General features: G+C 62.4%; 10 protein-coding genes. 3 read left to right on the plus strand and 7 right to left on the minus strand.

All coding sequences use genetic code 11. The features are described from left to right. Nucleotides 1-17 precede the first annotated feature (17 nt). The 5 genes from DIE23_RS12440 to DIE23_RS12460 form a co-directional block, all read right to left on the minus strand. Nucleotides 18-2,366 (minus strand): polysaccharide biosynthesis tyrosine autokinase, encoded by a 2,349-nt coding sequence (locus DIE23_RS12440; RefSeq protein ID WP_124612390.1) that lies wholly within the window; start codon nucleotides 2,364-2,366, stop codon nucleotides 18-20. A 173-nt stretch (nucleotides 2,367-2,539) separates the two neighbouring features. Beyond that, nucleotides 2,540-3,424, minus strand: a complete 885-nt coding sequence (locus DIE23_RS12445) for a polysaccharide deacetylase family protein (protein WP_124612391.1) — start codon at nucleotides 3,422-3,424, stop codon at nucleotides 2,540-2,542. Between the two features lie 81 nt (nucleotides 3,425-3,505). Next, complete coding sequence (locus DIE23_RS12450; protein ID WP_124612392.1) at nucleotides 3,506-4,774, minus strand: NAD(P)-binding domain-containing protein; 1,269 nt, start codon at nucleotides 4,772-4,774, stop codon at nucleotides 3,506-3,508. Further along, entirely contained in the window at nucleotides 4,761-5,978 is a 1,218-nt protein-coding gene (locus DIE23_RS12455; RefSeq protein WP_124612393.1) for a carboxylate--amine ligase, read from the minus strand. The genes DIE23_RS12450 and DIE23_RS12455 overlap by 14 nt, the downstream gene beginning before the upstream one ends. 405 nt (nucleotides 5,979-6,383) lie before the next feature. Continuing rightward, nucleotides 6,384-7,664: a polysaccharide biosynthesis/export family protein gene (locus tag DIE23_RS12460; protein ID WP_124612429.1), complete on the minus strand. Its 1,281-nt coding sequence runs from the start codon at nucleotides 7,662-7,664 to the stop codon at nucleotides 6,384-6,386. A 958-nt stretch (nucleotides 7,665-8,622) separates the two neighbouring features. Here DIE23_RS12460 and DIE23_RS12465 point away from each other — a divergent pair. Then, the gene (locus DIE23_RS12465) at nucleotides 8,623-8,826 is read left to right on the plus strand and encodes a hypothetical protein (protein ID WP_057926885.1); all 204 of its coding nucleotides are present in this window, start codon (nucleotides 8,623-8,625) and stop codon (nucleotides 8,824-8,826) included. Between the two features lie 344 nt (nucleotides 8,827-9,170). Here DIE23_RS12465 and DIE23_RS39505 read toward each other — a convergent pair whose 3' ends face one another. Then, nucleotides 9,171-9,317, minus strand: a complete 147-nt coding sequence (locus DIE23_RS39505) for a hypothetical protein (RefSeq protein WP_185646439.1) — start codon at nucleotides 9,315-9,317, stop codon at nucleotides 9,171-9,173. Here DIE23_RS39505 and DIE23_RS12470 point away from each other — a divergent pair. Continuing rightward, nucleotides 9,246-9,410, plus strand: coding sequence for a zinc ribbon domain-containing protein (locus DIE23_RS12470; protein ID WP_124497669.1), 165 nt, complete (start codon nucleotides 9,246-9,248; stop codon nucleotides 9,408-9,410). The genes DIE23_RS39505 and DIE23_RS12470 overlap by 72 nt on opposite strands. A gap of 231 nt (nucleotides 9,411-9,641) precedes the next feature. Next, entirely contained in the window at nucleotides 9,642-9,845 is a 204-nt protein-coding gene (locus DIE23_RS12475) for a cold-shock protein (RefSeq protein ID WP_057926883.1), read from the plus strand. 104 nt (nucleotides 9,846-9,949) lie between these two features. Here the strand turns inward: DIE23_RS12475 and rpoD are convergent, their stop codons facing one another. Beyond that, nucleotides 9,950-11,977, minus strand: a complete 2,028-nt coding sequence (rpoD, locus tag DIE23_RS12480) for an RNA polymerase sigma factor RpoD (RefSeq protein WP_260436043.1) — start codon at nucleotides 11,975-11,977, stop codon at nucleotides 9,950-9,952. Nucleotides 11,978-12,252: the final 275 nt, after the last annotated feature.

Here is a 12,252-nt window from a genome sequence, read left to right on the forward strand (position 1 = left end):
GGGCGCCGGCGCCGTCGTTACGTGATTTGCCGCCTGGCCGGCTCGTCGTCGATATAGGCGGCCGTGTATTGGTAAAGGCGCTTGTCGCTGCGCCGGATGGCGACGGCATTGAACACCGGGCCGATCACGCGCGCGCCTGCCCGCTCGAGCCGGCTGAGCGTTTCCTCGATCTCGCGCTCGGTCTGCACGTTTGCACGCAGGACGAGAATCGTCGCGTCGGCGCTGCGCGCTGCCATCGACGCATCGCTGACGGCCAGCACCGGCGGCGAATCGACGATGACGAAGTCGAACCTGGCCCGGAACTCGTCCAGCAATTCGTTCATCCGGGGTGTCGACAGCAATACCGACGGATTGGCGGTATACGGCCCCGTCGAGATGAACGACAACCTGTCGTCGATGATCGGCCGAATCGCCTGGCGTGCATCGATGTGCCCGGCCAGCAGATCGGCAAGACCGCATGCGCGCGGCTGCCCGAAGCGAGCGGCGAGATTGCCGCGCCGCAAGTCGGCGTCGATCAACAGCACCCGACTGCCCGTTTCCGCCAGGAGCACGGCAAGGTTGGACGCGACGAAGCTCTTGCCGGTCGACGGCGTCGGGCTCGTTATCACCAGCACCTTGCTGGGCAAGTCCGCCATCTCGCTCACGACTGCGGTGCGCACGCAGCGCAGCGCCTCGACCGAGACATCCTGAGGGCACCGCATCGCCAGCAGCGTGGCGCGCAAGTCGCACCTCGGCGGCGCAGCTTCATCCGGGACGCCTGCACGCCCGTCCGGAATCCGGGGAGCCTGCGCATCGCCGCACGTATCCGGTTCGCGTTGCGTTGCATCGACCTGCTGCAGGCAACGCGAGAGCCTGACCTGTTCTTCGCTGAACGGGATCACGCCCAGACCGGATAGCCGGAAGCGCCGCTCGACGGCAACCGGATCTTCGATCTTCGACGAGAACCGGCGTGGAACGGTGACGAACAACACGCCGCACATGAGCCCCAGCACGCCGCCGATGGGGATGATGAAGGCGCTCTGCGGCTTGATCGGCGCTGCGGGTCGCACGGCGGCATCGAGGATATGCGCGTTGCCGATCGTGCCGGCACGCGTGACCGACAACTCGTTTGCCTTGCCGACCATTGCCACGTAGATCTGCTCGGCCACTTTCGCGTCGCGTGTCAGATCGGCCGACTGGCGCGCGGCGGCGGGCATGCTGGCAAAGCGGGCCTCGAAATTCCGCTTCGCCATGTTGAGCTGGCCGAGCTGCTGATCGATCGTCCGGACTTGCGTGCTCTCCGACGTGAAGCGCTCGAGCATTTGCGTGCGCTGAATCGTGAGCGTCGCGATCTGCCGGTCGTAGTCCATGATCCCTTGCAGGTAGACCTGGCTCTCGCTGGCCGGCTGCAGCGAAGCGGTCGTCGCCTGATGCTTGGTGAGCTTGTCTTCCGCCACCTTCATCTCGGTACGCAGGCGCGGCAGCTCGCCGTTGACGAATGCCAGCATCCGGTTGGCCTCGTCCTGTCGGTATGCAATATGCGAGGCCATGTAGTTCTGCGCGATATCGTTGGCGACCGCCGTGGCACGCGCGGGGTCGGCACTCTCGTAGGAAACCTTGATGAGGCCGGTATCCGCGCCCTGCTCGCTCACCCGCAGATCGCGCAAGAAGCGCTGCATGGCGTCGATTTCGTTATAGCGGGTGACCGCAAAGCGCATCCCCGACCACGCCACCAGTCGCGTAATCAGGATCCGCACGCCATTGGCGGATGCCTCCTTGCCCACCGCCCCTTCCACCAGCACACGTCCATTCGGATCGGAGAGCCAATAGCCGCCATCTTGCAGCGCGATCAATTCCAGTTCCTTGCTTTCGAGACTGGCCGGCACATCCAGGACGGCAATATCGGCTTGCTCCCCGCCCCAGCCGTAGCCGCCCAGTCCCAGCCAGGGCACGGCGAGATGGCCGGGCGTCGCCAATCGCTCGGCAATCTGGCCGAGCACCGGCACGACACGCGGCGTAACGGACACGAACAACCGGTATTGCTCGATGATCGGCGTCAGCACCGAGCGGCTGCGGATAATTTGTATTTCGGTCTGGCTCAGCTGCGCCATCGGCGTGGCTGGCTGCTGCGTCTGCGCGTTCGGGTTCGGCTGCGCAGTGATGCCGAGCCCGCCGGAATTCGATCGATCGACCTGCAGAATCGCATCGGCCGAGTAGACGCGCGTGGCCAACACGCAGTAAAGGCTCGCCGCTATCGTGACCGCCGCGGTGATGAGGATCACGGTCCAGATGTTGTCGATGACGACACGCATCATCTCCTTCGGAGACGAACCGCCGTTTTCATCGCTGGCGTCGATCGTCCCCATTTCAAGCTGTCGGGCAATCATGTCAAATACTCCTTATGCACGACTCTTTCGACGTCCGAAATGTCCCCAAGCCACAGTTTTTCGGCTTGCGATCTCCGTAGTCTGTCATCGGCTGGCGCCGTGTATGTTCACCAGCGCACATTGCACGTTCCATATCGCGGACGCGCTGGCGTATCGACCTGATCGCGGCCGGATCAGAACTGGGGAAAATTCCCGCGCAAGCCGCCCCCCTTGCGCAGATAACCCAAAAACAGCGGGATGCCCGTCAAACTGCAGATGAACCACCTGAGCGATGCGTGATCGTCGATGATGATGGTCTTCAGACGAAACGCGTCGCTACGGTGATCGTTCCAGCCGACATCGCAGGTTCGCGCGCTCTTGTAGCCCGCCGCTTTCAGGAGATTGATTTCCCGCTTGCCGTAATTGCCGTTCGGATATGCGAAGTGTTCGCAACGGTTTCCGGTCAACGCCTCGACTTCGTGCCGGGATTCGACGATTTCCTCCTTGCATTCGTGATCGCCGCAGCGCGTCAGTATCGGGTGAAAGCGCGTATGCGCCTGAAAATCCACAAATGGGCGCATCGCTTCGAGCTGTTGCAGGTTCAGCCCCGTCGGCTCGTCGTCGCCATCCTGGTCATAGCCGTGGACACGGAGCTCGGCGAGGCGTTGATCATTCGCGAGTCGCTTCAGGCGCTCGACGCCAAGCCGCTCCACGGCTGGATGCAGCCACCAGTGTCTGCGCGGCCGGCAGACGATACGGCTGCACAGGAATATCGTCGGCCGCACCTTGTGCTTGATGAAGATCGGCAGCAGGCGGGCATTGCCCACAAGTCCATCGTCAAGCGTGATGGCCGCGCGCGGACGCCCGTTCCCCGGCAAACCGCGTGCGTCGAGCGGCACGAGATCGCATATGGTTTTCAGGTAGGTGAGGTGTCGATCCAGCGTCGCCGGATCGGGGTCGTGGTAGAGCAGGATCGCCACGCGATCGCGCCATAGCAACGCGCGAACCATATGGTCGATGCCGAACGTCATCACACATCGCGAAAGGATCTCTTTCAATATCGCTTTACCCGAGATCATCGTCGACTCTCCGTATCGTTGAGCATTCGAACAACCGATTCGAACGGTTCCGTTCAGCAACGTTGCGCCGGTGCCTGTTTCCTATAACAAGCCGTCCCGCTCGCTCGTCGGCTCGAGGAGCCGGCCTGCCGCGCGGCGCCATCCGATCTTCGCCGTCTCGCTTCGGTGCGCCTTGCGGATGTGCCATGCCACGTGCGGAGCGGCGTGTTTTGCCCCGTAGACGAAACGCATCACCGGACCAAAGGATTGCGCGGAAGCTGGCCCGATCACGTAAAGTCCGCGCACCGTCGTCTCGAAGTGGCTCGTCAGTTCCGGCCCGCCGCTGAAGAGTGAAATCGAATCCATGATTTCTTTCGAAATGAAAGTGTGCCGCGTCATGTCGGTCTTGAATCCGGTGGCGACAATGACATGCGAAGCCGTGACGGTCGACTCTCCGTTCCCGTTCGCGACCCGCAGCGCCACCCTGTCGTCATCGATTGCCGCGCTTCGCACTTCCGTGTCGAAGGCGATCGGGATTTTGTCGACGACGCGATCATGCAGCCACCACGCGCCGGACGGGCCATTCAATCGTTCGATGAGCACCTTGCGCAATCGCTGGCTCAGCGCGTGAAAGACTTGCGGATATTCGCAGAGCACATGCGTTCGCCAGCCACGGCCCAGGCCCGCGTCCGGACTCAGCATTTTCGACACGAACGAGCGCCCGGTTTCCGGCGTCGAATGCCATAACACCGACTGATCTCGCACCAGCACGCGAACGCTTGCGCCAACTTCGTTCAGGAGCGCAGCCAGCCCGAGCGCCGATTGCCCGCCACCGACGATGACGATGTCCCGTCCGGCGGCCCAGGTCAGGTTGCCGTACTTTTCGGAATGAGACACGTGGGTGTTTGGCAATCCCTGCAGCACCGGCGGCGTGTGGGCAAATCCCTTGAGGCCCAGCGCCATCACCACCCTGCGCGCGTCCAGCGTGCTGCCATCGCTCAGGCTCAGGTTGAAGCCATCGTCGCCGCGGCGCATGTCGACGACTTCGACCGGCCGAGTCTCGGCGACCAGGTTCGACTGGAACCAAAGCCCGTAGTCCACGAAGGTTTCCAATGGCACCTTCATGCCCACCGGCTGATACTGGATGCCCTTCACTCGGCAATAGTCCTTCAGCGTATAGCCGCGGCGCGGCGCGGCGAGATTCGAAGCAAATGCCTCCGAGCGCATGAGCATGCCGGGCGGCATGTAGTTTCGCCAGGCGCACATCGGCTGACCGAGGATTTGATGCGGCACGCCGGCGGCCTTCAGATGCGTCGCGAGCGACAAGCCGTACGGACCTGCGCCAATAATTACCGTGTCAGTCGATGGCATTCTTTGCCTCCCTGAGTATTTGTCGCGCAGTCCGGGTACGCTTTTTTTCCCTCCATCCTCTGACTACGCGGCGCAGAGGACCGATCGCGCAGTAAAACTGCAACGCCGGCAACGGATCGTTCCAACGGAAGTAGCCGTCGATCATCCTCGTATCGGCGCCCATCAGGCGAGGCGGAGGCCGCTCGAGGAATGTCGCGCGCCACGCGACCGCTGCATGATTCGTTTCATCGGGCAATGGCGGAAAGCCCAGTTCGTATCGATACGCCGCCGCGGGAATATTGACCCCGCATAGCGTCGCAATTTCCTCCTGCCAATCCGTCCTTCCGACGGTCGGCTCGATCATCACGAATTCCTTGTAGTTGTCGTCCCATTTGTATTCCATGCTGCCCATGCCCACCATGCCCGCGTGGTCCGCGAAGTCCAACGTCATCGGCTCGAGGACGTCGCGCGCTTCATCCGCGGCGACGCAAATCGCCGTATTGCCGATGTCGGGGGGATTGCTCAGGATCTTGCGGCCGGTGAACACGCTGACGACTTCGCCGCCCGCTCCGCGATAGAAGAGCGTGAAATGGATATTGCTGCCCGGCCCCTCGATCCATTCCTGCGCGACGATGCCGCCCGGTGAACTGAGCATGACGATCGCGTGTTCGCGCGCCTCGCTCAAAGTCCGCACGCGCACCGCCCGCTCTTTCTTCCCCGTCAGCACGTAGCGCTTGTCGTCGGGCTTCAGCACGCACGGATAGCGCAGATCGGCGAGCAGGCCGAGGTCGGCCTGAGTCTGCAGAATGACGGAGCGCGGAACCGGGAAACCGTGCTGCAACGCAAATTCATGAAACGATGCCTTGCTGCTCAGGAGCTTGACGTTTCGATCCTCGGGTAGAGAGAAACAGAACCATTTCGCCAGCTCGTCGCGGTTCTCGGAAACCGAATGAACGGCATCCTCATCCGTCAGCAGGAGCACCGGGGGGCGCTCGAACGTCGCGCCGAGACGGGCCATGTCGTCGACGAACTTCCGCCCCACGAAGCTTCGGACCAAATGCCTGCGGACATGGCGCGACCAGAAGGCCGGCCCGATTCGTTTGCAATCCACTGCGACGATCGGAACCCGCTCGCGGGCTAGCGAGCGGACAACGCCCAGCCCGTTGAGCGAGCAGCCGACCACGACAACCGCGACCTTCTGGTCAGAATCGTATGCGTTCGACATGGAAACATCTCCATCGATTGTGTCTTTCGTACGCCGAATCCCGTCGTCACCCTTTCGTGTTCCGTCAAAGCCGGGCATGCGCATCGGTCGACGGGAAAACGCCTTCGTGCGCACGGGCAAATGGCCCGGACTCGATGAATCGAATCAAGTGACACATCTCAACGACGAAGGTTATGCGCAAGTTGCCTCCGTTTCGGTGTGCTAGAGCACACTGCATGCGAGCGCGATGCGGTACCAAGTCTTGAGACAGGCGTCGATATAGATGTATGCACAACCAATAGCGTGGAGCGTACGCTTCATCGTTCCAACAACACGATCGAAGGCATGGACGCGATCATTCAGCGCGCCGCCACGGCGGCGCGCTGAATGATCGGAAAACGAATGGTTACAGGGTCTCGTCCGCCGTCAGTACGCAGCGCTTCGACCGGTGGCGAGGGTCTGCGCGCTCGGCAGGAACATGTTGATGACGCGGCTCCAGCGAACGAGCGGCGCCGCATCGACGAACACGACATCGTTCGGCTTCAGTTCGAAGTCGTTGGCCAGCGCCATCGCAACCGGCGATCGAGCGTCGAGATGGAAAATTTCCGGTTTGCCCGGACGCTTGCTGCGCACGACATACACCTGCCCCGCATCGCCTGAGTATTGGCTGACCCCGCCGGCGGACCCGAGGGCCTCGTTCAGCGACAGCCGTCCGTTGTTGAGCGGCAGCGCGGTCGCGCGCCCCACCTCGCCCAGCACGAACACCTTTCGGTCATTCACGGAGTACACGCGCACGAGGTCGCCATCGCGCAGCAGGATCTTGTCCGGATTGATGCCCTTTTCGATCATCGCGGCGATGTCGACGACGGCGGTATCGTCGCCGCGCGTCACCGCGACCGTCGCACGATCGCCGTTGGCGGTAAAGCCGCCAGCCCGGTTGATCGCCTCGGGCAACGTCATCGGCACGTCGTTGAGGATCTGGATGCCCGGGTTGCGCACTTCTCCGTCGAGATAGACGCGCTTGCTGCGATATGCCTGTATGCGCAGCGTCACCTGCGGGTTGCGGATGTAGCGAGCGATCTTCGACGCCAGCAGGTCGCGCGCTCCCATCTCGGTCAGGCCGCTCAGCTTGATCGGGCCTGCATAGGCAAATTGCACGTTGCCGCCGGAATCGATCGTATAGCCGCCGACGACCGAGTTCGATCCGGCTGCGTCCGTGCCGGCGCCGATCATCGGGGGGGACATGTTGAGCTCAGGATGATCCCAGACGACGATGCTCAACACATCGCCGGGACCGAGCGTATAGGGCCCGGGCGTGGCAAACAGTTCGCGCACGTTCGCCGGAATGCCCGGTTCGACGGCGGCGCGTTCGGTACGGATGAGCTCGTCATTGATCTCGATCAGCGAGCCCGCCGGGGCCGCATCGCTTGCGGATGCAGCCGAGCCTGTTCCGCCAGGGCCTTTGGCATCGTGGACCGCTCGCGACGCTTCGCCAAACCGGGCCGAGGTCGCGGCGCCCCCTGCCGAACTGTCGCTGAAGCTCATCCCCGGCGCCAGCGCGCATCCGTTCAGCACGACCGCCGCTATGGTCAGGACCGCCAGCGACGCCGTGCTCGCTGCCACGGCGGCCACTGGTCGACAAGGAGCCGTCCTGTCGCCGGATTCGAGCCCCGGCGCCTTCGCCCGTTCACGTCGATTGTGTAACATCGCGTCATACCTTTTCGTATTGATGCAGGAATGCACGGGCACCACTTCCGAGGTTGCGTGTATGCGCGTGCCGGCCATTCATACGATCGCAACGGCCGCAGCGTTCCGTGAGATGCAGTGCGGGCGCGTGATCGCTCCCCCCTCGGTGGGCGGACCTCTGCCATGCAGGCGAAGCGCTCGTATGCGTCGGCGGTGGCGTTGGCATTACCCCCGAGCGCCAGCGAGAAGCGTGCCACCCGTCGGAAATCCAGCCCCTTGGGGGGTACCGGGCCGAGCGCACGAGAATCGCGAGGCAAAAGCGCGTTTTTCGTTTCAAACCTGCTACGTGCCGTGTCAAGCACGCACTGATTTCCGGACCGGACGGGGCCGTTTGCGCGCGCGGCTCGGGGCGGCGAACGGGCCGTGCAACGGACGGCAGGGCCGACAACCGACTCTCATCCAGAACCGTTGCACACTCATGCGTCGGATGCCGCCCGACAGGCGGGCCGCGATACCCGCGGCCGCGCAACGCACCGGGACCGGTTCCGGTGTATCCGCGTTGCAACAGGAGCGCGTGTTTCTCAACGTGCTTCCCCGCCCGAGTCGGCACGGCGCGCCGTCCGGCGCCCCACTTTGCCGCACATCCAGCAGCTACATGGCGTCGGTGTGTCGATCAGCCGCCCAAGCTGTTTGTCGGTTTTGGCACCGGTCGCCCCACCACGCGCGCCGCTTTTTCCTTAGCCGAGCCCGATCGGCTCGACGTTTTGCGCTGCTTGCCATATCGCACCTCAATTCATATGCTGAATGTGCGAAAGCCCGCTCGAAGCGGGCTGATTGACGAAAATGAAAATATTGCTCCCTTGGAAGCCAAGGGTTGTATGCAGTGCAGCCCTATGAGGTCGCCGAGCTTTTCATTCCTGGGGCCGGTCGGCCGCCGTGTCGTCGCCGCGCAAAGTTGAGGTGAGGCGTGACAAATCGCATGTTCATGAAGCGAGCGAACGCGCTTAAGCTATTGCTCGATGCACGCCAATCTGCCATCGGCCAGGCTGCAGGAATGTCAGTCGACGATACTGACGCAAAGCTTGAAGCGCTGAATCGCCTGATATTCGACGTCCGTGCGTGTCGGGTAAATGAATTTCAGATCGACCCGGCCGACGAGATGGAGATCGTCGTAACGGACTAAGCCTACGGTCCCACGGCAGCCTAATCATGAATTCTCATCGCCTGGACGCGCCGTCCGAATGGGCAGATTGCAGCGTATCCCGGTGGACTGTCGATCCAAGCGCACAACGTGCTCATACGCCTGGAAGCATCGTGACAGGCTGTATGAACGTGGGGATTCGCCGTATTGGCGCGGCTGCGACCGGACGACGCTGTTGAATCGCACCCGGGGCGTACATTTTCGACCGTGGACCGACTGACGCTTCGAGTGCCAACATCGGCCCGTCAAGGATGAACGGGTGACGGAGGTTCGTGCGATCGAGCGCCGTTGCAGCTCAGGTCCCTCGCCATCGCATTAATGCGGGTTCACTGCAATATCAAGTTCAAGCCGCCACGCACCATACTCATATCCTCGCGCAGCATCGATACCGGAGGAATGCCATGCCGACCTACCAATACCGTTGCGAGAAGTGCGGCAAGACGTTCGAGAGCGTCGAGCATCTCACTGAACATGCATCGGCTCATCCGCCTTGCCCTCATTGCGGAAGCGAACAGGTTCAACACGTACCGACGCCATTTGTCGCGAAGACGTCAAGAAAGAGTTGATCCGGGCTGTCGACTCCATTTTTCCGTTCGCCGGGCGCTCACGCCGAAATCGCTTACGAGGCAGTGCGGCTGGGTCAACGAAGATCTTGAGGGGTTTGCATCGGCCATGCCGGCGTGGCTTACAAAAAGATCTGGATTGTCAGTGACAGCCCCCTCGTGATACAAGGTAGCCGCTGTCTGGCGCACGCCAGGCGCATCATTTACAACCGATTTCCTTGGAGCGTTCAGAGTATGGCAACGGGTACCGTCAAATGGTTTAACGATACGAAGGGGTTTGGATTCATCACGCCGGATGACGGCGGCGAAGACCTGTTTGCGCACTTCTCCGAGGTTCAGGGAAGTGGCTTCAAATCGCTTCAAGAGGGCCAGAAGGTCAGCTTCGAGGTCAAGCAGGGCCCCAAGGGGAAGCAGGCCGCCAGCATCAAGCCGCTGTAAGTTTTCCCCTCAGCGAACACGCCCGGCCAGGCAACGATCAGGCCGACGCGTGATCGCTGCGAGTCTGGAGCCGGGCGTCGAAGGGTTACCACGCCCGGCTTGCCTCAGCGCTCAAGAAAGGGCCTGAGCTTGTCCGCACGGCTGGGATGCATCAGCTTGCGCATCGCCTTGCTCTCGATCTGACGGATCCGCTCGCGGGTCACGTCGAACTGCTTGCCGACCTCTTCAAGCGTGTGATCGGAGTTTGTGTCGAGCCCGAATCGCATCCGCAGAACCTTGGCCTCGCGCGGCGACAACCCGTTGAGCGCCTCGTCGATCGCCGCACGCATGTTCGCGTGAATCGCCGCCTCAGCCGGCGAACTCGCCGACGCATCCTCGATCATGTCGCCAAGCGTCGCATCGCCATCGTCACCCACCGGGCTTTCGAGCGAGACAGGTTGCTTGGCGATCTTGAGGATACTGAGCACTTTCTCCTCGGACATCTCCATGCGCTTTGCCAGCACGGCGGGATGCGCTTCCTGCCCTGTCTGTTGCAGGATTTCGCGCGATATCCGGTTCAGCTTGTTGATCGTCTCGATCATGTGGACCGGCACGCGAATGGTCCGCGCCTGATCGGCGAGCGCACGCGTGACAGCCTGCCGGACCCACCAGGTCGCGTAGGTCGAGAACTTCCAGCCGCGCCGGTATTCGAACTTGTCCACGGCCTTCATCAGGCCGATATTGCCCTCCTGGATCAAATCCAGGAACTGCATGCCGCGGTTCACGTATTTCTTGGCGATTGAAATGACAAGACGAAGGTTCGCCTCGATCATCTCGCGCTTGGCCTGCCGCATTTTCAGTTCCGCGGCGCTCATCTGGCGGTTGATCTGCTTGAGCTGCTGGAGCGGCAACGAGACCCGGGACTCGATGTCGACGAGTTTCTGCTGCGCCGCCTGAATCGCCGGCTGATGTCGCTCGAGCGCCGCGCCAAACTGCCGCGAGGTCGCCGCCGTGCGGTTCGTCCATTCGAGGTCGGTCTCGTGGCCCGGGAACGACTCGACAAACGCGTCGCGCGGCATGCCGCAACGGTCGACGGCAATCGCCAGGATGCTGCGCTCGATCGCGCGAACCTCAGTCACTTGCCCATGCACAATGGCGCACAGGCGGTCGATGGTCTTGGCCGTGAAGCGGATCGGCGCGAGTTCGCGCTGGATCGCCGTGCGCACTTGCGCGGCGGCTGCGGATCGGGCATCGCCAGTGACAGGCACATCCGGCAACTGCTCGAACAGTGCACGCACGCGCGCGAAAATCACAAGACTGTCGTTGGTGAGTTCTTCGAGGCGTGCCGCGTTCACCTTCTCCGAATCCCCGGCGTCCGTTTCGACGTCGTCTTCGTCCGAATCATCGTCGGCGGCAAGTGCTTCCGCCTCCTCTTCCTGGGGCTCCGGCGTCATTTCGCTTGCATCGGCGTCGACACTGATGCCATCGACCAGTTCGTCGATGCGCAGTTCGCCGGCAACGATGCGGTCGACATCGGCAAGAATCGTGGACACGATCGACGGACACGCGGCAATCGCTTGAATCATGTCCTGCAGACCATCTTCGATCCGTTTCGCGACCTCGATTTCACCGGCGCGGGTCAGCAGTTCGCTGGCCCCCATCTCACGCATGTACATCCGAACCGGGTCCGTGGTGCGGCCGAATTCGGAATCGACGGTCGATAGCGCAGCTTCCGCCTCCTCGTCCGCCTGATCGTCGGATGCCACGGCCGGCGCGGCGTCGGTCAACAGGAGCGCTTCGGCGTCCGGCGCTTGTTCGTACACCGCCACGCCCATGTCGCTGAACGTGCTGACGATGGTGTCCATCGCCGCCGTTTGGGCAAAGTTGTCGGGCAGGTGATCGTTGATGTCCGCGTGGGTGAGATAGCCGCGCTCGCGACCGAGCGCGATCAACGCGCGCATCTGGTGCTGGCGCTCCTCATTCTGGCGTGCCTGGGACGCGACGTCCGTCGGCGTCAGGGCCTGGGGCTTTCCCTTTGACACACGACGGCCGGCTTTTGCCGTGGCTGTGATTTCAGGGGATGTGGAATCGTTCCGATCAGAAATTGCCAATACATGCTCCTCGACAGATGAGCCGACGATCGTCGCGAGCATGACGCCAGAACGGGTTGCCTGCCGGGATGCGAACGGAATCGTGTACGCACAGATAGTCGAGGGCGGGATGCCTCGTGCGAAATCCGTATGCGCAGCTTGTGGGGGGCGTGAATGATACCGGAATGTAGGGTGCGGCACAACACGCGTGCACTTGGATTTGTATACAGTTTACCGGTGTTGCCCGCTCTAGCTGCGGCAAGGGGGCAGCCGCCCCCCCCTGTCCCTGCCAGTGAATGCGTGCTGTCGACCCGTTCCCGTCCTTCGTTGCATTGGCT

Source organism: Burkholderia sp. Bp9143 (assembly GCF_003853645.1).
Taxonomy (GTDB): Bacteria; Pseudomonadota; Gammaproteobacteria; order Burkholderiales; family Burkholderiaceae; genus Burkholderia.